General features: G+C 42.9%; 23 protein-coding genes and 2 pseudogenes. 6 read left to right on the plus strand and 19 right to left on the minus strand.

The genetic code is table 11. The features are described 5' to 3' along the window. Positions 1 to 4 precede the first annotated feature (4 nt). The 10 genes from ACP7AA_RS03380 to ACP7AA_RS03425 form a co-directional block, all read right to left on the minus strand. A complete protein-coding gene (locus ACP7AA_RS03380; RefSeq protein ID WP_286797643.1) occupies positions 5 to 670 on the minus strand; it encodes a 3-oxoacid CoA-transferase subunit B in 666 nt (221 codons plus the stop codon). 26 nt (positions 671 to 696) lie between these two features. Continuing rightward, positions 697 to 1,419: a 3-oxoacid CoA-transferase subunit A gene (locus tag ACP7AA_RS03385; RefSeq protein ID WP_426222659.1), complete on the minus strand. Its 723-nt coding sequence runs from the start codon at positions 1,417 to 1,419 to the stop codon at positions 697 to 699. Between the two features lie 113 nt (positions 1,420 to 1,532). Beyond that, entirely contained in the window at positions 1,533 to 2,762 is a 1,230-nt protein-coding gene (gene benE, locus ACP7AA_RS03390; RefSeq protein WP_426222660.1) for a benzoate/H(+) symporter BenE, read from the minus strand. A 75-nt stretch (positions 2,763 to 2,837) separates the two neighbouring features. Then, entirely contained in the window at positions 2,838 to 3,617 is a 780-nt protein-coding gene (locus ACP7AA_RS03395; protein ID WP_020443469.1) for a 1,6-dihydroxycyclohexa-2,4-diene-1-carboxylate dehydrogenase, read from the minus strand. A 59-nt stretch (positions 3,618 to 3,676) separates the two neighbouring features. Further along, a complete protein-coding gene (benC, locus tag ACP7AA_RS03400) occupies positions 3,677 to 4,693 on the minus strand; it encodes a benzoate 1,2-dioxygenase electron transfer component BenC (protein WP_426222661.1) in 1,017 nt (338 codons plus the stop codon). A gap of 65 nt (positions 4,694 to 4,758) precedes the next feature. Next, positions 4,759 to 5,256, minus strand: a complete 498-nt coding sequence (benB, locus tag ACP7AA_RS03405) for a benzoate 1,2-dioxygenase small subunit (protein ID WP_020443471.1) — start codon at positions 5,254 to 5,256, stop codon at positions 4,759 to 4,761. 61 nt (positions 5,257 to 5,317) lie between these two features. Next, positions 5,318 to 6,703, minus strand: a complete 1,386-nt coding sequence (benA, locus tag ACP7AA_RS03410; protein WP_426222662.1) for a benzoate 1,2-dioxygenase large subunit — start codon at positions 6,701 to 6,703, stop codon at positions 5,318 to 5,320. A gap of 128 nt (positions 6,704 to 6,831) precedes the next feature. Continuing rightward, entirely contained in the window at positions 6,832 to 7,755 is a 924-nt protein-coding gene (gene catA / locus ACP7AA_RS03415) for a catechol 1,2-dioxygenase (RefSeq protein WP_426222663.1), read from the minus strand. A gap of 99 nt (positions 7,756 to 7,854) precedes the next feature. Beyond that, on the minus strand, positions 7,855 to 8,145 hold the full coding sequence (gene catC, locus ACP7AA_RS03420; RefSeq protein ID WP_426222664.1) for a muconolactone Delta-isomerase: 291 nt from the start codon (positions 8,143 to 8,145) through the stop codon (positions 7,855 to 7,857). A gap of 41 nt (positions 8,146 to 8,186) precedes the next feature. Beyond that, positions 8,187 to 9,359: a muconate/chloromuconate family cycloisomerase gene (locus tag ACP7AA_RS03425; protein WP_426222665.1), complete on the minus strand. Its 1,173-nt coding sequence runs from the start codon at positions 9,357 to 9,359 to the stop codon at positions 8,187 to 8,189. Positions 9,360 to 9,547: 188 nt separating this feature from the next. Here ACP7AA_RS03425 and ACP7AA_RS03430 point away from each other — a divergent pair, with 188 nt between their 5' ends. Both ACP7AA_RS03430 and ACP7AA_RS03435 read left to right on the plus strand, forming a co-directional pair. After that, the gene (locus ACP7AA_RS03430; RefSeq protein WP_426222666.1) at positions 9,548 to 10,465 is read left to right on the plus strand and encodes a LysR family transcriptional regulator; all 918 of its coding nucleotides are present in this window, start codon (positions 9,548 to 9,550) and stop codon (positions 10,463 to 10,465) included. 53 nt (positions 10,466 to 10,518) lie between these two features. Next, entirely contained in the window at positions 10,519 to 11,586 is a 1,068-nt protein-coding gene (locus ACP7AA_RS03435; protein ID WP_426222667.1) for a maleylacetate reductase, read from the plus strand. 241 nt (positions 11,587 to 11,827) lie between these two features. Here the strand turns inward: ACP7AA_RS03435 and ppc are convergent, their stop codons facing one another. Further along, positions 11,828 to 14,602: a phosphoenolpyruvate carboxylase gene (gene ppc, locus ACP7AA_RS03440; RefSeq protein ID WP_426222668.1), complete on the minus strand. Its 2,775-nt coding sequence runs from the start codon at positions 14,600 to 14,602 to the stop codon at positions 11,828 to 11,830. A gap of 343 nt (positions 14,603 to 14,945) precedes the next feature. Here ppc and ACP7AA_RS03445 point away from each other — a divergent pair, with 343 nt between their 5' ends. Then, positions 14,946 to 16,628 (plus strand): NAD-dependent malic enzyme, encoded by a 1,683-nt coding sequence (locus tag ACP7AA_RS03445; RefSeq protein WP_413500942.1) that lies wholly within the window; start codon positions 14,946 to 14,948, stop codon positions 16,626 to 16,628. 285 nt (positions 16,629 to 16,913) lie between these two features. On the opposite strand, the gene ACP7AA_RS03450 is transcribed toward ACP7AA_RS03445, so the two are convergent. Both ACP7AA_RS03450 and ACP7AA_RS03455 read right to left on the minus strand, forming a co-directional pair. Further along, positions 16,914 to 17,966: an alpha/beta hydrolase gene (locus tag ACP7AA_RS03450; RefSeq protein WP_426222669.1), complete on the minus strand. Its 1,053-nt coding sequence runs from the start codon at positions 17,964 to 17,966 to the stop codon at positions 16,914 to 16,916. A 33-nt stretch (positions 17,967 to 17,999) separates the two neighbouring features. After that, positions 18,000 to 18,266 carry a hypothetical protein gene (locus tag ACP7AA_RS03455; RefSeq protein ID WP_426222670.1) on the minus strand — a complete coding sequence of 89 codons (267 nt, stop codon included), beginning with the start codon at positions 18,264 to 18,266 and terminating at the stop codon, positions 18,000 to 18,002. Between the two features lie 252 nt (positions 18,267 to 18,518). Between ACP7AA_RS03455 and ACP7AA_RS03460 the strand changes: the two are divergent. After that, positions 18,519 to 18,938, plus strand: a pseudogene (locus ACP7AA_RS03460) (transposase); the annotation flags it as partial. A gap of 559 nt (positions 18,939 to 19,497) precedes the next feature. Here the strand turns inward: ACP7AA_RS03460 and ACP7AA_RS03465 are convergent. From ACP7AA_RS03465 to ACP7AA_RS03490, 6 genes and pseudogenes are all read right to left on the minus strand, one after another. After that, entirely contained in the window at positions 19,498 to 19,956 is a 459-nt protein-coding gene (locus tag ACP7AA_RS03465; protein ID WP_102090564.1) for a DIP1984 family protein, read from the minus strand. Positions 19,957 to 20,131: 175 nt separating this feature from the next. Then, positions 20,132 to 20,544, minus strand: a pseudogene (locus tag ACP7AA_RS03470) (transposase); the annotation flags it as partial. Between the two features lie 180 nt (positions 20,545 to 20,724). Then, on the minus strand, positions 20,725 to 20,961 hold the full coding sequence (locus ACP7AA_RS03475; RefSeq protein WP_426222671.1) for an integrase core domain-containing protein: 237 nt from the start codon (positions 20,959 to 20,961) through the stop codon (positions 20,725 to 20,727). Beyond that, positions 20,934 to 21,275 (minus strand): DDE-type integrase/transposase/recombinase, encoded by a 342-nt coding sequence (locus ACP7AA_RS03480; protein WP_426222672.1) that lies wholly within the window; start codon positions 21,273 to 21,275, stop codon positions 20,934 to 20,936. The genes ACP7AA_RS03475 and ACP7AA_RS03480 overlap by 28 nt, the downstream gene beginning before the upstream one ends. A 726-nt stretch (positions 21,276 to 22,001) precedes the next feature. After that, positions 22,002 to 22,745, minus strand: a complete 744-nt coding sequence (locus ACP7AA_RS03485; protein ID WP_426222673.1) for a siderophore-interacting protein — start codon at positions 22,743 to 22,745, stop codon at positions 22,002 to 22,004. 105 nt (positions 22,746 to 22,850) lie between these two features. Next, entirely contained in the window at positions 22,851 to 25,055 is a 2,205-nt protein-coding gene (locus ACP7AA_RS03490; protein WP_426222674.1) for a TonB-dependent siderophore receptor, read from the minus strand. A gap of 281 nt (positions 25,056 to 25,336) precedes the next feature. On the opposite strand from ACP7AA_RS03490, the gene ACP7AA_RS03495 reads away from it, so the two are divergent. Together ACP7AA_RS03495 and ACP7AA_RS03500 are read left to right on the plus strand one after the other, a co-directional pair. Beyond that, positions 25,337 to 25,483 (plus strand): hypothetical protein, encoded by a 147-nt coding sequence (locus ACP7AA_RS03495; protein ID WP_426222675.1) that lies wholly within the window; start codon positions 25,337 to 25,339, stop codon positions 25,481 to 25,483. Then, entirely contained in the window at positions 25,476 to 26,969 is a 1,494-nt protein-coding gene (locus ACP7AA_RS03500) for a PepSY-associated TM helix domain-containing protein (RefSeq protein WP_426222676.1), read from the plus strand. The genes ACP7AA_RS03495 and ACP7AA_RS03500 overlap by 8 nt, the downstream gene beginning before the upstream one ends. The last annotated feature ends 17 nt before the right edge of the window (positions 26,970 to 26,986 follow it).

Genomic DNA, 26,986 nt, shown 5'->3' on the forward strand with positions numbered 1-26,986 from the left:
TTTATTATTTTGAATTTGTAGCGTCAATTAGCGTCGCACCCGTCAATGCTTGTAAGTCCGCAAAGCTTAAGCCATCGACCATTTCAGTGACGGCCAAACCTTTATCAGTGACATCAATGACACATAAGTCAGTATAAATACGATCAACACAGTTTTTGCCAGTCACGGGGTAGGTAAGCTTGCTAACGATTTTAGGGTCGCCAGTTTTGGTGGTGTGATTGGTCATCACAAAGACTTTTTTGGCACCGACGGCTAAGTCCATAGCGCCGCCAACCGCAGGTATTGCATCTGGCGCACCCGTGCTCCAGTTGGCTAAGTCGCCATTGGCAGCCACTTGAAACGCACCCAATACGCAAATATCGATATGACCACCGCGCATCATGGCAAAGGAGTCGCCATGATGAAAGAAGCTACCGCCATCGAGCATGGTGACGTACTCTTTTCCGGCATTAATCAGCTCGGGATCTTCTTCACCTTTAGCAGGTGGGGGTCCAAAAGCTAATAAACCGTTTTCTGAATGCAAAAAGACATCTTTATCATCCGGTAAGTATTGGGCAATTTTGGTTGGTAGTCCGATGCCTAAATTGACATAGGCACCATCTGGAATATCTTGTGCAGCGCGCTCAGCGATTTGATCGCGGGTCAAAACGGTGTAGGAAGTATGGCTCATGATGATGCTCCTTATAATTAGCAGTATTAAGCGGTGGCTGTAGTAGCTGTGTTAGAAAGTTCAGCGCTAGCAGATTCAGTGCTAGCAGGCTGAATTTGCACCACATGCTGCACAAAAATACCCGGCGTAATAATGTGTTCAGGATCAAGCGCGCCAAGCTCAACCGTTTCGGAGACTTGGGCGATAGTCACGTCAGCTGCCATTGCCATAATTGGACCAAAGTTACGGGCAGACTTGCGGTACACCAAGTTTCCCCAGCGATCGCCTCTAGAAGCTTTGATTAAAGCAAAATCAGCCTTAATGGGATATTCAAGAACATAGTGTTTACCATCGATTTCTCGAGTCTCTTTACCTTCTGCCAGTAAAGTACCAAAGCCTGTGGGCGTATATACCGCACCGAGTCCCATACCAGCTGCTTGAATGCGGCAAGCCAAATTCCCTTGTGGTACTAGCTCCAGCTCAATCTTGCCAGCATGATAAAGCTCATCAAATACCCAAGAATCCGATTGACGCGGGAAAGAGCAAATTATCTTACGCACAGCACCTGTTTTTAAGAGCTTGGCAAGGCCGTGATCGCCATTACCGGCATTATTATTAATGATGACCAAATCCTTTACACCTAAATTAATAAGTCCATCAATGAGTTCAGCGGGTTGACCCGCTGTGCCAAAGCCACCAATCATGATGGTAGCGCCATCTTTGATTTGACTCAGTACGTCAGTGATATTTTTCTCTGCTTTGTTAATCATGTTTATATCCTATAAAAAGTCATATGAGGTAGTGTCTTTAAAATTAATAAGTGGTACATGGGTTGGACTCATTGCTCTGACACTACTTAATTTTTTTCGTAAGAGACTTGCTCTTAATTGGCTTCATTATTAGAGGTCGTTAATGAGATAGATGATGTTGGTAGTAGGCGTTTTTTGGTCAGAATATAGTGAGCAATCATGCCAATAAGAATGCCCCAAAAAACAGAGCTTAATCCCAAAAAGCTCATACCCGATGCTGTCGCCAAAAAGGTAATTAACGCTGCATCTCTTTGCTCATCATTTTTCATAGCAATGGTGATATTGGCAGAAATGGCACCGATTAATGCAAGGCCGGCCAGTGCCGCGACAAGCTCTTTTGGAAGTAAGCTAAATACCATCACGATACTGCTAGCAAATAAACCGCCAAATAAATAGAAGATGCCATTAGCGACACCTGCGATATAGCGCTTTTCCTTAAGTTCATGCGCATCTTTGCCAGTACAAAGCGCGGCTGTGATAGCGGCAAGTACGATAGTGATACCACCAACACATGCAACTGCTAACGAGGCGAGGCTTGTAACACTTACAATAGGCTTGGCTGGCGTGTCGTAACCGCTAAGATTTAAAATAGCCATACCGGGTAAGAATTGACCAGTTAAGCTCACAAGGATGAGTGGTATAGCGAGGTTAAACGTTGAGTTCCACGACCATTCAGGGGCAATAAAAGTAGGTATAGTGATAGCTAAATCGAAATTGACAGGGTTCATTTTGCCAAGTAAGACGCTTAAGATAACACCGCACAGTAGTACCCAAATCATCGTATAGCGCGGCGAAAAGCGTTTGGCTAATAAATAGCAACCGAGCATGCTAAAGACGATAAATGGCATGCTATCAGTGGCTTTAAATAATTCTAAGCCGAATTGAAATAGAATCCCTGCCATCATGCCAGCGGCGATACCGTTAGGAATCCATTTTAATATTTTGTCGAAGTAACCTGTTGCCCCCACGATAAATATGACAATCGCTGAGATGATATAACCGGCAACAGCTTCATTAATACTCATCTGTGGAAATAGGGTAACCAGTAAAGCGGTACCAGGGGCGGACCATGCTGTAATAACCGGTGTTTTATATTTAATGGATAAATATATACCAGGAATGGCAGCACCGATGGAGATACCCCAAATCCAAGACGCCATCATGGCATCTGATACTTGTGCGGCTTGTGCGGCCTGAAAAAAAATAATTAAAGGCCCCGCATAAGAAATAAGAACCGCTAAGAACCCTGCAACCGATGCGGAGAGCGACCAGTCGCTTTTTAAGGTTTGGATTACAGAGGCCATATTGCTTCCTTGCAAATTAGCATTCGTTACGGGGTTGCAAATTAAGATGCATGCTACTGATTGGCAGATTTATTATTAGCCTTCGTCGCCACCGCCCACAGGAATGGTACTTCCAGTAATATAAGAAGACTCATCGGATGCTAAAAACAAGATGGCATTGACTTGCTCATCAATCGTGCCGTAGCGTTTCATAAAGGTGCGATCAATGGTCTGATCAACCACCGCATTCATCCATGATTTTTCATCATCAGTTAATGGTTTGGCGTTACGTGGAATCTTTCTGGGTGGCGCTTCAGTACCGCCAGTTGCCACAGCATTCACACGGATACCATCGTTTGCATACTCAAAAGCGAGCGATGCGGTCATGGCGTTCACGCCGCCTTTCGCTGTCGAATAGGGTATGCGGTTGATACCGCGAGTAGCGATAGAGGACACATTAACAATAGTGCCTGATTGCTGTTTGACCATGGTTGGTAAAACAGCATGACAACACCATAATGTTGGAAATAATGAGCGGCTGATTTCCTTTTGGATTTCTGCTTCAGAGAAGCTGGTAAAAGGTTTCATCCATATTGCGCCGCCGACATTGTTGACTAATATATCGATACGCCCATAGCTATCAAGTGCCTTATCAATAGCCTCTTTAGCACCTTGATGGGTTTCAAGGTCAGCTTGAATGGTAACGGCTTCTCCACCATTAGCGATGATTTCAGCCAGCACCTCTTCTACTAATGGAGAAAAGTCTGCCATGACGATTTTTCCGCCCTCACTTGCTAGGCGTAATGCGACTCCGCGCCCGATGCCTTGGGCGGCACCCGTAACGATACATACTTTATTATCAAATCTTTTACTCATGACAGTCTCCTAAAAATCTTGCTCATGCTTTGCTAGTAGAGTAATACGGCTAGGCTACGTTATTGTTCACTGGGCGTGAATTTTTCATAGTAAAAATTACTCGGTTTTAGATTGCTGCTGTCTAACCAGTTACTCACCGCATCCACCATCCCTAACGGACCACACAAGTAGACATCGACGTCACCATCGTTCAGCCACTCATTATCAACATGACCGGTAACATAGCCTTTACGCTCATGCTGGCTGTCTTCATTGGCAACACAGGTGCGGTAGTCAAACCAAGGGTGGTTTTGTTTTACCTCTTCCAGTTTCTCAACTTCTATCAGATCAAAGTCGTTGGTGACGCCGTAGACCATTCTGACAGGATGATGAGCACCAGACACTTCTAAACTTTTTAGCATCGATAAGAAAGGCGCGATACCGGTACCACCTGCTAGGAATAATGTCGGACGAACAAGAGGACGCAGGTAAAAGCTACCAAATGGGCCTTCGAAATCCATATCTTGGCCAATTTCAGCGATGTCAGATAAAAAAGTACTCATCTTACCGTTAGGAATATTACGAACGACGAACTCAGCCTGCTTGGCACTAGGTATAGAGCTAAACGAATAGGAGCGTGTCTCGTTAGAATCAGGAATACTGACATTGACATACTGGCCTGGCAAAAATACTAGCGCATCTGGATTGTCGACTTCGACGCCAAAGTGAATGGTAGATTCTGACAGTACATTCAGCTGTTGTAGTTTGCCTTTGAATACAGACTTGCCGACTTTGCAGGCTTCAGAGGAGGTTGGTACTTTGATCACGCAGTCGCTTTCTGGAATCATCTGACAGGTGAGTACATAACCTTCAGCAGCTTCAGCTTCTGTCAGTGCATCTTCGATATACATATCAGGGTGCATGTCGTAGCTGCCAGATTCACAATGGCAACGGCAAGTACCGCAAGCGCCATCAAGGCAATCCACAGGGATATTGAATTTTTGACGATAAGCGGCTTCGGCGACGGTTTCGTCGGCTTCACATTTGATGAAGCCTGTGACGCCGTCTTCGAACTGTAGAGCAATATTATATTCCATGAGAAATATCCCTTTTCAACACGTATTAATTAAAAGCTAGTGGCTAAATAATGAGTGAATAATGATTAGACGTGATAGACATCCATGATTTGATGCACATAGTCGTCTTTTAAGACCACATACTTATCCAAAATTTTTGGTTGGTCTTGAGTCATGTCTATTTTGTACTGAGAGTAACCCCAATAGGTATTGGTCTCGTGATAGCGAAAGGACTTGTTGATCCAGTTGAAACGCACCGTCACAATACCGTCATTGTCTTCGAGTAGTTCAATATTCGATAAATTGTGCGTGGTACGCGTATCAGGAATGGTCGCTGATGAACGTTCAGTCTCAATGCGGAAGATACGATCTTCAAGACCACGGCGATCCGGATAATAAATCAGCGAGATTTCTCGTTGTGGGTCGCTGATGAGCTGACCATCATCATCCCAACTTGGCATCCAGAAAGGGCAGTCTTCATCGTAATAAGTAAGCCATTCTTCCCATTTTTTCTCATCCAATAAACGCGCTTCACGGTATAGAAACTGTCTAATGTCTTCAATGTTAACCGTTGCATTTTTCATGATTGATATCCTTATTTTTTGTCAGTTCTACAATAAATAGCAGAGTAATAATAAAAATGTATCAGTCGCTATTAGCACCGTGTAGCTGCTGCTCTTGCTCTAGAGCTTTTTTCATCTCTTCATGCCAGTAGCGATGTTGGACGGTATATAGTCCTTCATCTTCAGTCTTAACACCACTCATTAAAGGTTTGAGGTCAATAGCGGCCGCGCCTTCATCTGCACCTTGAATCCAGTGCTCGGAGCCTCGGCACATATCATTCCATTCAAGCTTGATACCGTTATAACCTTCTTGGCATGAGCGGAACTCTTCTAAGTCATCAGGGGTTGCCATACCAGTAACGTTAAAGAAATCTTCATACTGACGGATACGGCGTGCACGTGACTCATCGCTTTCGCCTTTTGGTGCGATACACCAAATGCTAACTTCAGTTTTGTCAACCGCGATAGGGCGGAGCATACGAATTTGTGAGCCGAACTGATCCATGATGTAGACGTTTGGATATAGGCATAAGTTACGTGAGCGTTCAATCATCCAGTCCGCCATGGCTTCACCGTAGCTGGCGACATACTCATCGCGATAAGCGTAGTTTGGACGGTCTTGTGGGTTTTCCCACTGTGTCCATAACAGCATGTGACCGTTTTCAAAAGAATAAAACCCACCGCCTTGTCGACCCCATTTGCCAGCGTTCATGGCTTTGATATTGTCTTCTTTGACAGCTTCAGCTTCTTTACGGCGCGCAGTTGTCGCAGCGTAGTTCCAATGGACGGCTGATACGTGATAGCCGTCGGCACCGTTTTCAGCTTGCAGCTTCCAGTTACCATCAAAGGTATAGGTTGAGGTGCCGCGTAACACTTCTAGACCTTCTGGCGATTGATTGACAATCATGTCAAGAATTTTGGTAGAGCCACCAAGCCAGTCTCCGATTGGCTGAACATCATCATTTAAGCTGGCAAAGATAAAGCCTTTATAATTAGCCATCTTCACTTGTTTTAAGTCGTGTGAGCCTTCTTTATTGAAGCATTCTGGATAGCCTGCATGTCTTGGGTCTTTAACTTTAAGCAGCTTGCCTGAGTTGTTAAAGGTCCAACCGTGGAATGGGCAGGTATAAGTGGCTTTATTGCCTTTCTTATGACGGCAGAGCTGTGCGCCGCGGTGTGAGCATGAATTAATCATGCAGTGCAAATCGCCTTTTTTATTGCGGGCAAGAATGACGGGCTGACGGCCAATGTATGAGGTGTAGTAGTCGTTGTTATCAGGAACTTGAGACTCATGAGCCAAATACACCCAATTGTTTTCAAAGATGTACTTCATCTCAAGCTCGAACAACTCTTCGTTAGTGAAGGCGCTACGATGCAGGCGATAAATCCCCTTTTCACTGTTTTCCTCTAAAAAACCATCGATAGAGATGTCTGATTTCTCAGGTACTAGATTGATACGTTCGCTCATGGCTGCCTTCCTTGGATAATAACGGAGATAAATAAGAGTAGTCATTATGGTTTGATACGTCAGTTGATGACGTATCAAACGCAAGTCGCTAGTAATGATTAATGAGTGCTATTTCATATAAATGTAAATTAACCTTGGGCACGGCGGCGTTCTACTTCACTGCCTTGCACCGCTGGGTCTAGGTCTTTTACTAAATGAAAGTCAAAGTCGATACTGGCATAAGGCTTATCCAGTGCTTTTTCTTTTAACTTGTCCGCATCTTCAACCATGGTCACTTCTGGCACCAAGCCTTCACGACTGGCAAAAGCAAAGTCATCCCATAGATACTCATCGCCATCGATGTTAATTTGCGTGGTCAATTTACGATGACCATCCGCACTGGCAAAAAAGTGAATGTGAGCAGGGCGATTACCATGACGTCCTAATGGACCCAATACTTTTTGCGTCATGCCGTCTGGTGGCACTGAGTAACCTAGCGGTACAATACTGCGGAAGGCATAATTGCCGTTTTCGTCGGTGATGATGCTGCGACGTAGGTTAAATTCTGACTGTGACTCATCAAAGAAAGAGTAGTTGCCTAAGCTGTTGGCATGCCAGACTTCAACTTTAGCATTTGGTAGTGGCTTGCCATCGTTATCATAAACAGTGCCTTGCATAAACAGCACGGTACCATTATCAAGGTCTGTACCATCGTCTAGACGCGCAAAGCCTTTTGCTTCTGGCGCACCAGCGACATAGAGTGGCCCCTCGATCGTACGTATAGTGCCGCCATCAAGACCCGCTGCTTTCAAATCCTCTTCAATCATTAAATCCATGAAGTGATCAAAACCAAGACCGGGTGATAATAAACCAGCTTCTTTGCCCAAATCACCGATAAACTCAACGCCAGACCAATATTCATCGGCGGTGATTTTTAAGTCATTAATCGTTTGCATTAGGTCGGTGACGATACGTAATACAATCTCTTGTACGCGTGGATTGACTTGTTCTGGGAAGTCAATTTTGCCTTTGATGAATTGCGTGGCTAATGCTTCAATTTGGCTGCGTTCCATGTCTCTCTCCTTGTTGAGGACTGTTTTATTAAAAGGTAACTACATTGAGTATTCTTACTCAGTTTTTATAGATTCTGATATCAGCTGTACTGGCTTGCTTTAGCTGTCATCACTACGAACAGATGATGGATGACGTAACAATGGGGTTACTTCAACATTCATATACGGGTACAGCGGAAGCGACATCATAATGTCGTGTAGTTCTTCATTACTCTCAACATCAAAGATGCTGAAGTTAGAGTACTGACCGGCTATGCGCCAAATATGACGCCATTTACCTTGCTCTTGGAGCTTTTGTGATAATGCTTTTTCGGTGGCTTTAAGCTCGTTGACCTTGTCGGCGTCCATATCTGTTGGGATTAAGACATCCATTCTGACGTGGTATAACATAATCATTTCCTTATATTTGATGACGGATAATTTTTTAGCTGTTACAGTATTTCAGTTTGAGCATTAGTGGCAAATTGCGGCTTCGATGATTTAAGTGAATTAGTGATTGCTTGTTTGGCGTAATGATAGACTTTATCGCTATCTACTTCGATACCAAGACCTGCGCCCGTAGGTACATTTAAACCAAAATCTTGATAATCAAGAGGCTGTACTAAAACGTCTTCGGTTAATAGCAAAGGACCAAATAGCTCTGTATCGAAATTTAAACTGGGGTATGTTGAGAACACATGGGCGGATGCGGCTGTACCGATAGGACCTTCTAACATGGTGCCACCATAGAGCTCGATACCTGCTAGATGTGCCATTTGTCCGATTAAGCATGCCGCTTTTAATCCGCCTGCTTGATTGATTTTCACGGCAAAGACGTCAGCACAATGATCTGCTGCTAAGGTAAAAGCATTCTGAGGATCTTGGACAATTTCATCCGCCATAATGGCCACATCGAAATGTTCGGTTAAGCGTTTTAGTGCGGCTTTATTACGCATTGAGACAGGTTGTTCGATTAAATCAACGCCGCCAGCTTGCAATAGGCTAATACCTTGCATTGCCTCAAGCTCTGTCCATGCTTGGTTAACATCAACCGTAATGCGGCAATCAGGCAGCGCTTTTTTGATAGCCAATACGTGGGCAACATCATCAATAATCGGATTGCTACCGATTTTTAATTTAAAAATGCGATGGCGCTTTTGCTCAATCATGCGCTCAGCTTCGGCGATATCGGTCGCTGTATTGCCGCTGGCAAGCGTCCATGCCACTTCGATACGGTCACGAACACGACCACCAATCAGCTCACTTACTGGTAGGTTTAGGCGTTTGCCTTCAATGTCGAGTAGGGCAGTTTCAATCGCGCACTTTGCAAAGCGGTTGCCATTAATATGAAGACTTAGCAGCTGCATGGCTTTCGCTGTGCTAGTAGGCTGTTCTTTTAATAAAAGAGGCGTAAAGTAGGTGTCTATATTAGTCTTGATGCTATGAGGGCTTTCTTCTGCATAGCTTAGACCGCCAATGGTGGTCGCTTCGCCCCAACCTTCATAGCCATCTTCTGTTTGAATGTGCACCAACACCAAAACTTGTTCGTTCATAACGGTACAAGCGAGCTTATGAGCTCTTATAGTAGGTATCGGTACCAATAAAGTATTGATTGAACGAATCATGACAGTCCCTATTAAGTAAATGGTGCTTCCTTATGCTTAATAAGAACTATAGATGCTAGATAACGACATGTCTAAGACCTATTTAGTCTATTATTAATACCTTTTAGGTATTTTGATAACTAGATTGCACTATGTTATGTTCTTTAGGTATCGACAACCCTGTAAGGTCACTCAAGGAATAACATTCAATGGAATTGAGACATTTACGCTACTTTGTAGCAGTAGCAGAGGAAAAGAGCTTTAATAAGGCAGCAGAGCGTTTGTATATTTCACAACCGCCACTGAGCCGGCAAATAAAGCAGTTGGAAGAAGAAGTCGGGGTGATGCTGATTGATAGAGATAATAGACCTTTGAAACTTACTGAGGCTGGCGAGTTTTTTTATGATCATGCTGTTCAGATACTCGCAAAGTCTGACAAATTAAAATCTATGACAATGCGTAAGGCTAATTTTGATAACTCAATATCTATAGGTTTTGTGTCCTCGATACTCTATGGCATCTTACCGAAAATTATTGCCCGCTTTCGCGCATGCTATCCAAATATAGAGATTAAGCTGCAAGAGCTTAACTCATGGGAGCAAACACAAGCCCTTACAGAGGGTAAAATAGATGTGGGTTTTGGACGGATGTTATTTGAGGACGCTTCTATTAGGCGTATATTATTAAGAGAAGAAAGCTTAGTAGTCGCGGTTCCCAAAGACCATGACTTAGCAAAAGAGCAAAGTAGAGTAGTAAGTCTCATGGATTTAACCAATGAGAAATTGATACTCTATCCCACCGGACCTCGTCCCAGTTTTATTGACTATGTCTTGGAGCTATTTGAATTTCGTAACCTAAAAGCTAACTATTTTACTGAGGTGCGAGAGCTGCATGTCGCTTTAGGATTAGTCGCAGCAGGAGAAGGTTTGACGATCGTGCCTAAGACCTTAGAGCATTTGCGTAGTCAGGAAGTGATTTATATTCCATTTGAAAACGATCTATTAACGTCACCTATCATTATGAGTGTTAGACACTTTGATAAATCAGAATTGCTAAAAACCTTGTTAGAAGTAACTTATCAGTTTTATGATATAGAAGGGTTTGATTATAAGCCTGAGCAAATTTGAGAGACTCTGCACTCATTAAGAATCCCAATATGAACTCATAAAAGGATAATTTTATGCAAGAATTTCATTATAAAGCCTTACCAGTTGACGTTCATTTTGGCGTGGGAAAGTCAGCTGAAACCAAAGATATATTACTTCAGCATGGTTATCATAAGGTATTAGTGATTACGACACCGGGTCAAGAAGAAGCGGGTCGTAAATTGGCAAAAGAACTACAAGAAATCTGTGCAGGCCTGTATCCGCATGCTGTCATGCATGTGCCAGTTGACGTGGCGAATAAAGCAGTAGAATTTGCCAAAGAGAGTGATATTGATTGTTGTCTGACTTTGGGCGGCGGCTCTACAATTGGACTTGCCAAAATAATTGCTTTGAAAACACATTTACCTATCGTTGCCATACCGACTACCTATGCTGGTAGCGAGATGACAACTATTTATGGTTTGACCAAAAACAATCTAAAAACCACTGGCAAAGACAGTCATGTCCTACCTAAGGTAGTGATTTATGATCCGAAGTTAAACCAAGCATTACCCGCTAAAATCTCAGCTTGCTCAGGTATGAATGCTATGGCACACGCTGTAGAAGCGTTATATGCTAAGGACAAAAACCCAATCATCAGCCTGATGGCGATTGAATCTATCAAAGCATTAAAGTCTTCCTTGCCTGTGCTTGTCAAAGAGCTCACCAATATTTCAGCCCGCCAAAAAGCAAGCTATGGTGCATGGCTTGCGGGTATTTGTCTTGGTTCGGTTGGTATGGCCATTCATCATAAAATCTGCCATACCCTAGGTGGCACTTTTAACCTACCGCATGCGCAAGCACATGCCATTACGCTTGCGTATTCAGTACACTACAATCGTAACGCTGATATTGAAGCGATGGATAGACTGGCAGAGGCTTTGGATGTCAGTAATCGAGAAGAAGTTGGTTTGGCAATTTATCGTCTAAATGAGTCTTTAGGTATTGAATTGGCTTTAAAAGATATTGGCTTGCCCAAAGAAGGCCCTTTTGAGGTAGCAAGAATCGTTTGTGACAGCCCTTATTATAATCCTCGTGAATACAATTACGATGAACTAGAAGGCTTATTACAAAGAGCTTATAAAGGTTTACCGCCTGCTTAAATATCATTATAAATCTGTAGATTTTAAGGTTAAACTGCCTCGAAATTATCAGAGAGCACATATCAAACAAGCAGGTTGCTGTGACAATATTATTCGCTAACAAATTGCCAAGTCCACTAACAACCAAATGAACTGCACTTATATAAAGTAAGACATCTCGCTGACAACGACTTTGCTGAGCTGTACACATAAGTAATTACCCATGCATACTCTCTCAGCAATTATTCAACCACGTCAGTCATTAACCCGTATTGCGTAGACCCGCTGCCAAAGCATTGATACTACGGATTAATGGATCTTCAACAGCAAGATCATCGTCATTATCTGTAGCGTCTTTTTGTCTGGCACGTTTTAACAACTCGATTTGGATGTAATTAATCGGATCTAAATAAGCGTCTCGCCATTGTAGTGACGCGGCAAGGCTTTGCTGATGCGCCAATAACGATGTCTGATTAAGCAAAGAGTTCAAACCTGAGAAGGTTAGATGATGCTCATCGATTACCGCTTGCATAATCTTTTCACGTAATCCCTCATCTTCACATAACTGACTATAAGCCTGAGCAATGCTCATCTCAGACTTAGTAAAAGCCATTTCAATATTGCTAATAAATACGTTAAAAAATGGCCAGCAACTGTTCATCTCTCTCATTAAAGCTTCGTCTTCTTTAACGCTATGAAGAGCACTACCTACGCCGTACCAAGCTGGTAGGGTAAAGCGCGCTAAAGACCAACCAAATACCCAAGGAATCGCCCGCAAGGTTGTTTTACTTGGCAGGCCTTTGTTACGGTGCGCTGGGCGCGAGCCGATATTTAATAAAGAGATTTCCTGCACTGGCGTCACTTGTGAATAGAACTGATAAAACCCTTCGGTATGGTCCGTAAGCGTACGATAACTTTGTTCACCCGCATCGGCTAAACGTGCAAAGAGTGCTTCATAATTTGGTAGTTCAGGCGGTTGCACCACAAACCTTGTTGAGCACGCTTTAAGCGTACCAGTGATGCCCATGGTAAGCTCAAACACAGCAGTATCGGTGTTGGCATATTTGGCATAAAGGACTTCACCCTGCTCAGTGACTTTAATTTCTCCATGCAGTGTCCCTGCGGGCTGAGCGGCAATTGCATTATGCGTTGAGCCACCGCCACGACTGACAGAGCCACCACGACCATGAAACAGGCGTGTTTTGATGCCATATTCAGCAGCAATACGGTTAATGGTTTGCTGCGCGCTATAAAGCTGCCATGCAGACGTAATGATGCCGCCATCTTTTGATGAGTCTGAATAGCCGAGCATGATTTCTTGGGTATTATCTGAGTGCGCAAGCAACCCTCGATACAGCGGATTGTCCAACACGGCAGGTAAGATCTTATCGATATTTTTAAGATCTTCGATGGTTTCAAACAAGGGCGCAACGGGTAAGTCAGCAGACAGCTGACCTGCACCATCAACCCTGCACAAGCCTGCAAAACGCATCAGTAGCAACACTTCTAATAATTGACTGGCGTTATTGGTCATCGAAATCACATAACTACCAAAAGTATCTTGCCCGACCAGTTTACGTAATGTCGCCACAGAGTTCATCAATGCCAATTGTTCGCGTGTTTTATCAGTCAAGTTATCGGTATAAATGAGCGGTGTACCCGGCTTTGCAAGTAAACGCGTCAACCACTCTTGGCGCTCGGTTTCACCCAGCGTCTGATAGTCTGGTAAGTTTGAGGCATTGGCGAAAATATCGGCGATCACTTCACTATGATAAGACGATTCTTGGCGGATATCGAGCGCTGCTAGATGAAAGCCGCAGGTTTTGACCAGACGAATCGTATCGAGTAATAGCCCTTCGCCATGAGCCTTGTCATGAGTATTGACACTTTTTCGAATGATGCGTAAATCTTCTAACAACTCTTGCGGGTTGGCGTAAGCATCGTGTGCGGCGTCGAGGTCTGTACCTTTGCTTTGAATGTGGCGATTGGTCGCTTTTATTTTGGCAAGAATAATCGACAACAATCTGCGGTACGGCTCATTGTTGTAATCGTCAGGATTATAATAAAACACTTTTTGATCGAGAGTGGCGTACGCTTTTATACGAGCATAAACGTCTGGCGCAATCTTGATAATCGTATCGCTGTGAATGAGTTCACGGCGCAGTTTTTTTAGCAGTACTTGATAATGACGCAGCACGGTATCAGCATGCATCAATACCGCCATCTCTGTGGTGTCATGAGTGACAAAGGGATTGCCATCTCTATCGCCACCGATCCAAGAGCCGAAGCTCATGAAAGCAGGTAATGGGTAGTCTGTTAGCTCTGGATAGATATCAACAATGGCGTCTTTAATATTGCGATAAACCTTTGGAATGGCATTAAATAAACTGGCATTAAAATAATGCAGGCCATTATTTATCTCGTCATAAACTAAAGGCTTACGCGTACGCACTTCATCCGATGACCATAATAAATCAATCGTCTGCGCCGTTTTTTCTTTTGCTTGTTCGTAGGCAAAGCTGTCTTCTGCAAGATTGTTTAAGGCGTCGCTATGAGTAAATAGACTCTGCAATAGATTCATGGTCGTACGGCGGCGCGCTTCAGTAGGATGCGCGGTAAATACGGGTATAAATTTCAGCTGCTCAATCAGCTCTTGCATTTGGGCAGGTTCAATATTGCGTTCGCGACATTCAAGCAAGGTGCGGCGAAACGAGCCTTCCCAGCTTTGATCGGATTGCATACGCAAGGCTTGACGCTGCTCGCGTAAGTAATTTTCCTCACTTAGATTTGCTAAAAAGAAATAGATAGAAAAGCTGCGGATGACGTTTTTTAAGGTTTGATTATCTAACGAGGCGATGAAGTCGATAAGTTGTCGCTTATTCGCTTCGTTAGGCTCACGGCGTTGTTGAATAAAACCTTTACGCAGGGTTTCAATCGTATTAAGCGTTTCTTCGCCCGTCTGGCGAGAAATCGCATCTCCTAGGAATGAGCCTAATAAGCTGATGCGCTCACGTAATACGTCGTTATCGATAGTCATCCTTAACCTTCTCGTTAAATTAGTGGGTGAAATAGTCCTGATAGGCTAATTTATATCGCAGTCTATTGTTTAAAACAATAGGTAAGACCATTATTTATGACCATGCTCATCACTGTAGCCTATCCAGAAGTCTGCATTATCCACGCCAGCCTTTCTAGGATCAAAGATAGGGTTAACCCCTAACTTCATCTGCGCATCGTATCTAGGCAAATGTATAAGTAATCAAGTTTAGAGCCATGCTCACCCAAAATGATTTGTTATCTATTGTTAAGTATGGGCTGATGCTATGTATAATGCAGCACTAGCATCGTTTTCACTCATACGTCAATAAGAAGATTTTATTATGTCAAACAAGCGTCCCTTATATATTCCCATTGCCGGACCCGCTCTATTAGAAACCGCTTTACTGAATAAAGGCAGTGCTTTTTCATCAGAAGAACGTGATAGCTTTAATTTAACAGGGCTATTACCTCACAACATTGAGACGATTGAGGAGCAGTCTCTGCGGGCTTATCATCAACTGCGCTCCTTTACTAGTGACATGGATAAGCACATTTACTTGCGCAACATACAAGATACCAATGAAACCCTATTTCATCATTTGATTGAGCAGCATATAGAGGAAGTCATGCCGCTCATCTATACCCCAACGGTTGGTCAAGCGTGTGAAAAATTCTCGCAAATTTATCGCCGTAAACGTGGTTTGTTTATCTCATATCCTGAGCGCCATAAAATTGATGATATGCTGCAAAATGCCACCAAACAAAATGTCAAAGTGATCGTTGTTACTGACGGCGAACGTATATTGGGTCTAGGAGATCAAGGTATTGGCGGTATGGGCATTCCCATTGGTAAATTGGCTTTGTACACGGCTTGTGGTGGCATCAGCCCGGCTTATTGTTTGCCTATTTTGCTAGATGTTGGTACCAATAACCAACAGCTACTTGACGATCCTATGTACATGGGTTGGAGGAATCCACGCATCTCTGGCGATGAATATAATGAATTTGTCGATTTATTTATTCAAGCCGTTAAGCGTCGTTGGCCAGAGGTGTTATTACAATTTGAAGATTTTGCACAGGGAAACGCCACCCCGTTATTAAACAGATATCGTGACCAGTTATGCTGTTTCAATGATGATATTCAAGGGACTGCTGCGGTTTCGGTCGGTGCCTTGATTGCAGCGTGCCTAAACAAGGGTCAGAAACTAAGTCAGCAAAAAATAGCATTTTTAGGTGCAGGATCGGCAGGTTGCGGTATTGCTGAGCATATCATTCGCCAAATGCAGCGCGAAGGCTTAACGGAGGAGCAGGCGCGCAGCCAAGTATTTATGGTTGACCGTTATGGCTTGCTCACTGATAACATGACAGAACTACAAAAATTCCAAGAACCACTTGTGCAAAAACAATCGGCTATTGAACATTGGGATAAAAGTCAGAAGCTCGGTTTAGCGCAAGTGGTTAAACAAGCAAAAATAACGGTATTATTTGGTGTTAGCGGACAAAAAGGTCTGTTTACTCAAGAAGTAATCGAATCCTTATGTGCTAATACTGAAAACCCAATTGTACTACCGCTTTCAAACCCGACGTCTCGTGTGGAAGCTACCCCGCAAGAAGTCATGAATTGGAGCCGTGGTCGCGCCATTATCGCAACGGGTAGCCCTTTTGCTAATACCACTTTTAACGGTCAGTCTTTTGAGGTCTCTCAATGTAATAACAGCTATATATTTCCTGGTATCGGTCTCGGTGTTCTAGCAGCGCGAGCGACAGGTATCAGCGATAATATGCTAATGGCAGCAAGCCAAGCGCTTGCAGATATATCAATGGAGTACGAAAAAGCGCCCGGTGCCATATTACCGCCTATTAAAGTTATTAAAGAGATCAGTGAAAAAATAGCTTATGAAGTGGCACTGCAGGCGGTTCAAGATAAGCTGGCACTACCTATCACGGCGGAGAACCTACAGCGCCGCTTAAAAGCGAATTTCTGGCTGCCTGAATATCGCAATTATCGCCGTACTTCTTTCTAGTTTTTAGAAAGTATATAGATAAATGATAGATAGCTGGCTGGCTGGCTTTAGACTAACCAAGGTAACCTTGATTGGTCGTTAGCCAGAATTTGATAAATACGGTTGACCAGTTGCCGCTGAATTAATTTAACATAAAAAAAGCTGTTAGATCAGCAAGCATAACGGCGTTTTTTTATAGTTATCAATAATTCATTCATTAAAATTGTAAAAGCCCTCTTCGCTATTTTATATAACGTAGAGGGCTTTTTAGTTTCTTAGGCAGCTTTTTATTATTTCGTATTAGTTTTATGCCAACCTCATGGTATTGGTTTCTGTGCCAATTATCTGCTCTACAAAAATGGCAAACTCACTGATAACATGATTCGTTTTGTGTCCAAGACCTTGATGCACACTCATTAAATGCGTAAAACCATGGGGTGCGCCAAGGACGGTGTGAGTCTGCACGTTGATACCATAATCCTGTAGCTGCGCGGCATAAACCAGTGCTTCGTCATGTAAAATATCCAATTCAGCAGCCACGATATAGCTTGGACACATTTTTGTGTTATCACCATCCATGGGCGAGAGAAGTGCGTGCGGTTGTGTTAAGGCGCAATTTTGTAAATAAGCCGCATGAAACACTTCAACATCATTATAAGTTAACATTAAGCCTTGACCATACAACTTCCAGCTTGGATAGTCGGTTCCGATATCTGTGATCGGATATAACAATAGTTGTGCGAGTGGGCGCGGTAAATGTTGCAATTGCTGAAAAATATCAATTGTGAAGTGATCAAGCGCATTCATATATTGCTGTTTATCAGCGGATGGTGCAACAGTGGCGTTGCTCACTTGTTGCGCGACCACTGCCGCAAGACCACCGCCTGAGCTATCACCCGTTAACACAATGCGGGATGACGATGCGCCAAGGGTATGAGCATGCTTAGTTAACCAAGTATAAGTCTCAAGACAGTCTTTAATAGCGGTGGGAGCAGGGTATTCCGGTGCTAGACGGTAGTCAACGCTGACAACTGCGCAGCTGGTTTGTGCACAAACGACATGGCAAAATCCATGATCTGTATTGACATCACCGACACAGAATCCGCCCCCATGAAAAAACAGCATCACCACATTATCACAGTTTTTTTCAGGGTTATCGCCATTTCGTTCAGGGCTTTGAATGGTGCTAGACTCTGCTTGATAACAGCGAATAACCATATCAGCACCATCAGCGTTGGCAATAACCTTATCTTGCCAGCTCACCGCACTGCCGTTTTCTTTATTGTTATGGTTTTTATTTTTAGCGTTGTTATCAGTATTTATTTGCTGCCATACGCTTGGAGATTGAATTGCGACCATCTCGGTTGCAAATTTTTTCCGTAACTGTATTAATTACGTGGTTTGTGTAGGCGGCTTGAGCTTGTGGTTCAAACCGATAATAAGTCTCATATGTGCATCAGCATGAGGGTACTGCTCAGCGGTAGAAGCCTTTAGGTAATGATTGATTTGCTCAATTAATGGCGTTGGTAGGTTACCCAATCCCTTTAAGAAATAATGCAGCACATGGCGCTGATTGGTACGTTTAAGCGCAGTAGTTTCTACTATCTTTACTGCTTTTGTCAGCAATGCATTTAGGGATGATGTCGGCAATATTTTCATAAATCCCCTTATTCAATCAGAATTAGCATTGGCTTTCATTTTATTATAGAGTAAGGATACCTACTGTCTATAAATAAAAACTACCATTAAAACCGCAGTATTGACAACATCCCCTATTTCTATATGGTCCGCCATCTACCTATATGTTCTGAAAGTTCTAAAAACCCCATAAAAAAAGGCTTGCCGCATCGCTGCGGACAAGCCTGATTTAATATGTGGTGGGCCTCGCTATTCGATGAAGTTTGTGCCGCCGTACCGTGGACGGATAAAAAGGCAATAGCGGCTGATTTAACGGCCATCTACGGTGCGGACACCATCGAGATAGCAGAGGCCAATTTCGAGCATTTCGATGAAGAGTGGGGTGATAAGTATCCGCATGTGGTCAAGTCTTGGCGCAGTAATTGGGAGAGCTTAACGGTTTTCTTTAACTACCCTAAAGACATCAGAAAAGCGATTTATACCACCAACGCTATTGAGTCGCTAAACAGCGTGATTCGTACGGCAGTGAATAAGCGTAAGGTGTTCCCGTCTGGTCAGGCGGCATTCAAGGTAGTCTATCTAGCAACCCAGCAGGCATCCAAAAAATGGTCGATGCCGATCCGTAACTGGACGTTTGCTCTTAATCGCATTATGATTATGTTTGATGACCGTATCAGTAAGCATTTAATCTAAATGGCAGTTACACAGAATCTGGGATGGTCTCGTATGCTAGTGGTGTCAATAATTTGATTTATTATAATAACGGCGATGAACTCACAGCCTACATTTTGAGTAGATTAGGCACTTTCTAACCTCTATGGCAAGCTCACTAGGATATTGGGTGGTGTATCAAAAAGGATAATCACGCAAGTTAATATCTACGGATTTGACAGTAAAGGTCAATCGTGGATCAGATAAGTTTAACAGGGAATATTGAGTTGGGTAAATGCGTAGTACTCGTAGATGACGCTCTTGATAATCGGCGTATCAAGAGGCATTAAACGTAAAGTTGAAACCGACTGTCAGTATCTGGTAGTAAGGTCTAAGTAGTACCTTGTGAGCTGTGACGTGTTCGGGGCATAAGTAGTAAAAAAAGCGTCTACCCGCAACGCATGACAAACACTACAGTATGTTTTCAACCCCCTGTTGTGTAGGTAAGGGGTCTGACACTCGCCCAATCGGTTCCAATAGGTGGTTCTATTCATTTATGACTATAAGAATAGAGAATTATAAATTTAGTAGTCTACAAATCTTATTCAACAAGGTTAATTTGCCAGTTATTGGCTTGAATGACAATATTAATTTTGCGTAGTTTCATCGCCAGGTCATCGGCTTGCTTTTGTAGGCCAGCTACTGAGACCATAATATTCCATTTAATTTCACGATGACTATAACGATCTGCCTCAGTGTCGGTCGCTTCAATTGCTTCAATTAATAGTTTGTGGCGCATCTCCAACGCCTCGCGTTCAACCAATAGCGTCAGCATTGATTGATCTTTATCCGTCTTAGCAACTGCATTGGTACGGTGAATACGCTCAATCAAAGCAGATAACTCAGTAATGACTTGACTGGCCTCAATCATTAGCTGACTTGGATCTTCATTTGGCGTATCGCCTTCTTGAACTTTAGCATTACTACGAATACGTCCTTTAATTTGAGCAAGTTTTTTTTGCATATCGCTACGAATAAGTAGGGCTTCTGCGAGTTTCATTTTGGTTTCCTTTGCATACTTGTTATCAATGCCTTACTGTAACACTTGGTTTATTTCAACACTAGTACAGGCTATTCTAGAGGGTTTGGTGACTATATCTTATGATCTCATTCGAAAATAGCTCTTATTTACATTATTTTTAGCTTACTTTTTAACACCCTACTAGGGCGTGTCCTCAATTCACCTTGCAATGAATGATAGTGCAAGCCAAATAAAGCATTGACTTAAAGTTACGAGCCAACTTCTCATAGCGAGTAGCTATGCTGCGGAAATGCTTAAGTCTAGCGAACATATTCTCTACTAAGTGGCGTAACTTGTACAAATAGCTATCAAACTCTGGATTAGGCTGTTTGGCATTCTTTCTTTTAGGAACGACGAGTATCATATTGTGGCTTCGAGCTTTGTCTCTGATAGCCTCTGAGTCATAGCCTTGTCCAATTGCTCGATCTTCACCAAGCCTAGCTCCACTTGCATGCTGATGACAGCGAACATAGCTTCCGTCTATGAATACCCATTCCGTATCAATTTCTGCTCAAAAGCTAAAAAAGCATCCTCCCATAAGCCAGTCTTTGACCAGCGATTAATCTGCTCAACTAAGTTAACATCGCCCTTATCAGCATCTTCAATCAGCTGCATAAGCAAGCTTAGGTCGCACCAAGATAGCCCCTGATTCATTTGCACCATAGAAAGCAGCAATTTCGTGGCCATGATCTTTGGCAAATGCTATTGTAAATACCCCATTTTTAACACAACACTATCATAGAATAATTAAGCCACCTGTCTATACTCAGCAGGTGTCATATCATTAAGTGAATCATGTGGTCTTTCAGTGTTATATACCTTGATCCAATCCTCAGTCAGTTGACTGACCTCATTCAAATTATTAAAAAGGTAGCAATCTAAAACCTCGTTACGATAACTGCGATCAAACCGTTCAATATAAGCATTCTGATAAGGACAGCCAGGCTCGACGTAGTCTATAAAGATATTAGAGCCGCTGCCCAATCAGCACACACACTGGATGTGAACTTACTGCCATTATCTACACGGATTTGCTTAGGATAACCGTGCCACTGGGCCAACTGTTCGAGATACCGAATCACTCTCAAGGATGGGATGCTGGTACCAATATCAATGCCTAATACCTCACGGTTGTAGTCATCAATCACATTAAAAGTGCGAAAGCGAATATTGTTATGCAGCTTGTCACTCATAAAATCCATTGACCACGTATGACCTAATGCATTTGGTACACTTAATGGCTGTGGATTGCGTGCTGGTAGACGTCTTCTTGTCTTACGGCCTAGGTTTAGGTTCAAATCTGTATAGACACGATGAACCCGCTTGTGATTCCATGAATAGCCAAGCTTACGTATGCGCTTAAAACACTTTGGAAAACCCCAACGGTTGTGCTTGTCGGTTAGCTCATTTAAGACATCAATAATTTCATGGTCATCAGGTAGCTTAGGTTTATAGTAGTAAGCCGTTCTACTGATACAGACGACCTGACAACTAACCGCAATACTGACACCATACTGCGCCTGTAGTTCTTGCGCCCAGACTTTGCGGCAGGCAATAGTCGCTATTGAACCGCCCCGACTATATACGAGACTGTTTATTTAAATCATGCAGCAATGCCCGACAGGGTTAAATTATCATAATACCGCTTCTCAAATTCAAAAGGTAACACATAACCAATTGTACTATGAAAACAAGTTTTTTAAACCAATCTATCCATTCAAGGGTCGTTAGTTCAGACCTCAATTTTGACAACCTCACCTGAGTAAAGCACAGAATACAAAAAAGGTTGTGAAGACTATATTATGTATACCTTTGGCAATCTTTTGCACCAGTATTAAAATTGAGTTGCTAATAATATTTAGAGGCTAAATTTATATTTATATTCCCGTGTTAATAAAGTAATCGTCGTCTAGGATATTATAATCTGGCCTGCGAATGAGTTGATGACCACGTCAGAAACTTAATACTCATAGCTCACAAATTGTTGTTAGTACAACCTTCAATTTTTGAGTATAAATAGCATATTATGCTAGATTTTTTGCATCTTTCTGCTTCTCAACTTTATGCTGGTCTTCTGTGCTATCGACTTTCCAATAGCTGGATATGTATAAATGCGTTTTTGGTATTGAAAAATATGTTTTAAAGTGATGGCGCAGTACACGCATACTATGGAATTCACAAGCAGCCCAAACAGCAGGCTGGCCTGCTAGCCACGTAAGCGTTTTAACCCTTTCCAGTAATGGGCTGCTTTCGGTATTTGGATGTGAGTTGATCACCCAGTGAATGTCAACGTTGTCTGGTTTTTTGAGTAGTTGCTTATCCGCTTCACTGGTGACCTCAAGGACTGCATAGCCGCAGGCATCAGCAGGTAGTTGGGCAAGATTGACGGTAATGGCTGGTAGCGCTGTCATATCACCAACCAATAAAAACCAATCTGCCTCATTATTAATCAGCTTCTTTGGTCCTGGTCCGCCTACCAATATTTGCTCACCCACTTGGGCGTTACGTGCCCACATTGAAGCAGGCCCTTCAGCGTCGTGCAAGGCAAAATCAATATCTATTTCACCCTCACGTTGACCACTGATGGTATAGGTGCGCATTAGTGGTCGAGTCCCATGGCCTTGAGGAAATATGAGTTTGATATAAGCGCTTTCTTGATCTGTTGGAAAGTCAATCAAGCCAGCACCGCCAAGCGTGACGCGGCACATATGTGGCGTGATGTATTTGGTACGAACAACATTCAATGTTCTTGGAGCGGGTTTTGCCATTTTAATGCCTTTCTTAATTTAAGTGTTTCATTTTTTAAGTTATAAGTTTAGATAACGCCAGTATATAAAATTGACATTCTCTAGTAATGATAAGCTCTATATTGTTTAAAAGTTGGCCTTTAGACTGACGGACATCTGGCGCTCGGGTCCCATCCAGCAGTTATTACTATCGTAGCAAGTACCGACATAGGTTTTATCAAACAAATTATTGATACTAGCGCCGACAGCGAGCATCGGATTGATTTGATAGCTGCCACCAATATCTACCAATGTCACACTCGGCAGCTCGTCTGAATTTTGCTTATCAAGTTGCATGCCGTCTTCATAGCGAACGCCTGCATTGAGGGTCAATTTATCTGTGGCGTAATAGTCTGCCCACAGTGTCGCTTTATGTTTAGCGGTTTGTGCTGGCGTATTGCCGACCACGTCAGGGTTGAATTCATCTTCGGTAATCTCAGCATCGGTATAGCTGTAGCTTGCAGCAATATCTACCCAATCACTTAGCATGTGGCTACCTGAAACCTCGAAGCCTTTAGAGGTAATTTCACCCGTTTGAACTTTCTGTTGAGAATTAGCGGGGTTTGTTACTACGACGTTCTTTTGCGTGATATCAAACACCGCCAACGTTCCTTGTGTGGCGCGATCTGGGGACAGATATTTGATACCAGCTTCTAACTGGTCAGCGGTGGTTGGCTCAAATGCCTTATTAGTAACGAAGTTGCTACCGACAACAGGCTGAAACGACTGTGAATAGCTGGCATAAGGAGAGAAGCCATTATCAAAGTCATAAATGGCAGCAAGGCGACCACTGGTTTTTGATGCGCTGTTATCAATCGTTTTGTTACTATAAACAGCACCTTTAGAGGCTTCGGTTTGCTCGGTAGTGCTGTCAAAGTTGTCGTGACGTAAGCCTGCCACCACTGTCAAATCTTGCCACTGCATCTCATCTTGTATATAAAACCCCAGCTGGCTTTGTTCAATATCATCTTTCTGATAATAGGTATCCAATGGTAGCATGTCAGTACTAACTTGAGTAAATCTAGGTTTAGATAGATCAATAGGTAAATCTTCGCTGGCGAGCGTATCTCGATAAGTCGCTGTGCTATCAGTTTCTTGATATTCAATACCGAATAGTAAGTTATGTGAAGTATTAGCCGTATCGAATTGATAAGCTAACTGGTTGTCGGTGGTCCAGTTGGTCATCGCCTCATCAGTGGTGTAGGCGCTACGCTTCAAAACCTTATCACTACCATCAATGAACCCTCTATTATAGATATTACGTTGCTCTGCTTCGGCATCGGTATAGCGTAGGATATGCTTAAAGGTTAATTTGTCATTGATAGCCCAGTTGACAGTCACACTTGGCATTATTACTTCTTTGCTAAAATGATTCCACTCGTCACCTGCGTAGGCATCACTATCTAGCTTGCCATAGCTGGCATTGTAGACTGTCCCAACAGCAGGAAGCGGAGTAGAAGGCACCATCTCTGGATCGTCTTGATAAAAAAGATTGGCAAGAACGGAGACATCTTCTGTCGGTCGCCATTCAAGTGACGGATTAATTAAAGTGCGCTCTTCTTCTGTGGTATGCATCTGTCCATCTTTTTTACGTTTTAATGCCACCAAGCGATAATTGAGCGTATCTGAAATAGGGCCTGTCGTATCGACTGCCATTTCTTTGAGATTTTGATTGCCAAGTCGTAACTGCACTTCAGATGCTTGAGTGCTTTTTGGTGTTTTGGCGACCTGATTGACCATGCCACCTGGAGCCGTGTAGCCGTAAAGTGAGGATGCTGGTCCTTTTAAGATTTCTACCGCTTCAGTCGCATAAATGTCTACTTGCGGCATCAGGTTCCAAGCGCCGTCATAGGGGAGGCGCAATCCATCATAAAAATTGGAATAAGTCTTAAAACCGCGAATATTGTATTCATCAAAAATAGATACCGTACCGCGGCTCTCAGTACTCACGCCGGGCTCATAACGCAACGCTGCATTAACGCTATCTGCTTGACGTTTTTGTAATAGTTCTTGATTGATTCTGCTATAGCTCATTGGAGCATCGTTAGGATCTAATGCGGTTTTGGTGCCCGTACTACGGTAGCTATCGGCATAAACAGTAATAGTATCTAAGGTCGTCGCTGGTGTCGGATTAACAGTAGTAATATTCTCATCTTCGTTTTGGACATCTTCAATATGATTTGCCGTTTCTTCAGCATATGCAGCATGGCTAATACTCATTAATAAGCCAATCCTGACTGCCATTTTTAATTGTTTTTTTCGGGCAGATTCGCAACGTAAAAGAGACGGCATCGTATTTCCTTTCAGATAGAAGTAGTTGACGGTTTTAAATTAAAAGATAAGTATATAAATACGGAGATAATGATAACACTAATGATTATTGTTATCATTAAAAAATTACAATAAGAGTTTTATAGAAGCATTGGAGGTATTTATTGTCAGCACTTATACAGAATACATAAGGTGTAAGTGAGGAAAAATCATTACTGATTAAAATTATAAAAAGTTAAAAAGCACCTCATATAAGGCCAATTATTTCCTATAAATCGCAGTGTTTTGATGAGTTTTCTTGTATGATGCTGCCATCTTTAAAACACGTTATTGGCTTGGAAGTATTTTGGGTCGAATCTAACAATCAGCTATTTTATATTATTATTATCAATGCGTTCATGACGTTAATTGAGCAGCTAAAGATGGTTAAAGGTCATATTTATGAGTAGAGATACACGTCAACCCCCTAACAATCAACGCTATTTTACAGTATGGAGATGGCATTTTTATGCAGGCATGTTTATTGCCCCTTTTTTGATTATTTTAGCGTTTACAGGACTTGGCATGCTGCTTATGTCCAATACAACAGGCCGAGATAGTGATCGTTTAACCGTTACCCCTCTACAGTCTATGGTTCAAGCACCAATCGCCAATCAAGCAAAAAACGCCCTTCAAACCTTACCAGATAGCACGCTGATTAAATATATCGCACCTCGTGATAACGAGACGGTGGCCTTGTTTCAAGTGATATCAGATGGGCATGACAATATGGTGGCGGTGAATCCGTACACCGCTGATATTGTTAAAACTACGCCCACTAATACGGGCTTGTACAATACTTTTGATAGTATTCATAGCGATTTGTTATTAGGGAAGGTTGGTGACTTTATTCAAGAAGCCACCGCTTCATTAACTATTTTGATGATTTTAACGGGTTGGTACTTGTGGTGGCAAAAACGCAAATCTGTCAAAGCTATGTTGATTCCGGATGATAGTAACCTAAAGAAAAAGCGTTCATTTTTCCGTACTATTCACGCCACCTTAGGCACTTGGATATCCATTGTCTTGTTATTTTTTTGCATTTCAGGCATGGCTTGGGCAGGTATTTGGGGCGAGCGAATCATACAAGCTTGGAGTCAGTTTCCGGCCGGTAAATGGGGCGTGGCGCCCATGCCACTTTCGATTGACCATGGTCAGCATCATGCGGGTATGGATAACGCCAATGCCGCGCTGCACGTTCATGGAGCAGCATCAACGCCTGCAGCAACACATGGTCGTGTATTAAATACGGGCAGCACTAAGGAGGTACCTTGGGTGCTAGAACTGACACCGATGCCGCTGTCAGGGTCAACCAAAGGTGAGAACGGTATCGCGCCTAATATTCCCATTATGATTGATACGGTGGATAGGTTTGCTCGTGAGATTGGCTTTGAGGGGCGTTATCAGCTGAATCTACCACAAGGCGCGACAGGAGTGTGGACGATTAGCCAAGATTCTATGAGCTACGATATGAAAAGTCCAACCGCTGACCGTACAGTACATATCGACCGCTATTCGGGGAAAATATTGGCTGATATCCGCTTTGAGGATTACAATGCTTTTGGCAAGTTTATGGCAGCGGGTGCGGCTATTCACATGGGAACGCTGGGATTATGGAGCGTGTTAGCCAATGGACTGTTTTGCTTATCAGTGATTGCAATTTGTGTGTGCGGTTATGTCATATGGTGGCAACGTCGTCCTCGTAATGCCAACGAAATCATTGGACTAAATCCGCCAGCACGTGGACAAGATTTTTCCATATGGTGGCCGTTTGCCATTCCATTGCTTGTTGTGGCTATTATATTCCCAGCAGCAATCATTGTGATTATGGCTATTGCGTTGTTGGATTTTTTGGTAATTTCTCGGGCGCACTTTGTACAGAAGCTATTCAAATAAACGATATGCTTAAATTT

The sequence above is a fragment of the Psychrobacter sp. DWR1-2-3 genome, from assembly GCF_049896465.1.
Lineage (GTDB): Bacteria > Pseudomonadota > Gammaproteobacteria > Pseudomonadales > Moraxellaceae > Psychrobacter > Psychrobacter maritimus.

Bases quoted from the DNA above. Each gene is read 5' to 3' on its own strand.
- ACP7AA_RS03445 (WP_413500942.1), top strand. From the start codon at position 14,946: ATGTCAAACAAGCGTCCCTTATATATTCCCATTGCCGGACCCGCTCTA.
- benE (WP_426222660.1), bottom strand. From the start codon at position 2,762: ATGGCCTCTGTAATCCAAACCTTAAAAAGCGACTGGTCGCTCTCCGCA.
- benC (WP_426222661.1), bottom strand. From the start codon at position 4,693: ATGGAATATAATATTGCTCTACAGTTCGAAGACGGCGTCACAGGCTTC.
- benA (WP_426222662.1), bottom strand. From the start codon at position 6,703: ATGAGCGAACGTATCAATCTAGTACCTGAGAAATCAGACATCTCTATC.
- ACP7AA_RS03500 (WP_426222676.1), top strand. From the start codon at position 25,476: ATGAGTAGAGATACACGTCAACCCCCTAACAATCAACGCTATTTTACA.
- ACP7AA_RS03450 (WP_426222669.1), bottom strand. From the start codon at position 17,966: ATGGTCGCAATTCAATCTCCAAGCGTATGGCAGCAAATAAATACTGAT.
- ppc (WP_426222668.1), bottom strand. From the start codon at position 14,602: ATGACTATCGATAACGACGTATTACGTGAGCGCATCAGCTTATTAGGC.
- ACP7AA_RS03490 (WP_426222674.1), bottom strand. From the start codon at position 25,055: ATGCCGTCTCTTTTACGTTGCGAATCTGCCCGAAAAAAACAATTAAAA.
- catA (WP_426222663.1), bottom strand. From the start codon at position 7,755: ATGGAACGCAGCCAAATTGAAGCATTAGCCACGCAATTCATCAAAGGC.
- ACP7AA_RS03380 (WP_286797643.1), bottom strand. From the start codon at position 670: ATGAGCCATACTTCCTACACCGTTTTGACCCGCGATCAAATCGCTGAG.
- ACP7AA_RS03385 (WP_426222659.1), bottom strand. From the start codon at position 1,419: ATGATTAACAAAGCAGAGAAAAATATCACTGACGTACTGAGTCAAATC.
- ACP7AA_RS03495 (WP_426222675.1), top strand. From the start codon at position 25,337: ATGATGCTGCCATCTTTAAAACACGTTATTGGCTTGGAAGTATTTTGG.
- catC (WP_426222664.1), bottom strand. From the start codon at position 8,145: ATGTTATACCACGTCAGAATGGATGTCTTAATCCCAACAGATATGGAC.
- ACP7AA_RS03395 (WP_020443469.1), bottom strand. From the start codon at position 3,617: ATGAGTAAAAGATTTGATAATAAAGTATGTATCGTTACGGGTGCCGCC.
- ACP7AA_RS03425 (WP_426222665.1), bottom strand. From the start codon at position 9,359: ATGATTCGTTCAATCAATACTTTATTGGTACCGATACCTACTATAAGA.
- ACP7AA_RS03430 (WP_426222666.1), top strand. From the start codon at position 9,548: ATGGAATTGAGACATTTACGCTACTTTGTAGCAGTAGCAGAGGAAAAG.
- ACP7AA_RS03455 (WP_426222670.1), bottom strand. From the start codon at position 18,266: ATGAAAATATTGCCGACATCATCCCTAAATGCATTGCTGACAAAAGCA.
- benB (WP_020443471.1), bottom strand. From the start codon at position 5,256: ATGAAAAATGCAACGGTTAACATTGAAGACATTAGACAGTTTCTATAC.
- ACP7AA_RS03485 (WP_426222673.1), bottom strand. From the start codon at position 22,745: ATGGCAAAACCCGCTCCAAGAACATTGAATGTTGTTCGTACCAAATAC.
- ACP7AA_RS03465 (WP_102090564.1), bottom strand. From the start codon at position 19,956: ATGAAACTCGCAGAAGCCCTACTTATTCGTAGCGATATGCAAAAAAAA.
- ACP7AA_RS03435 (WP_426222667.1), top strand. From the start codon at position 10,519: ATGCAAGAATTTCATTATAAAGCCTTACCAGTTGACGTTCATTTTGGC.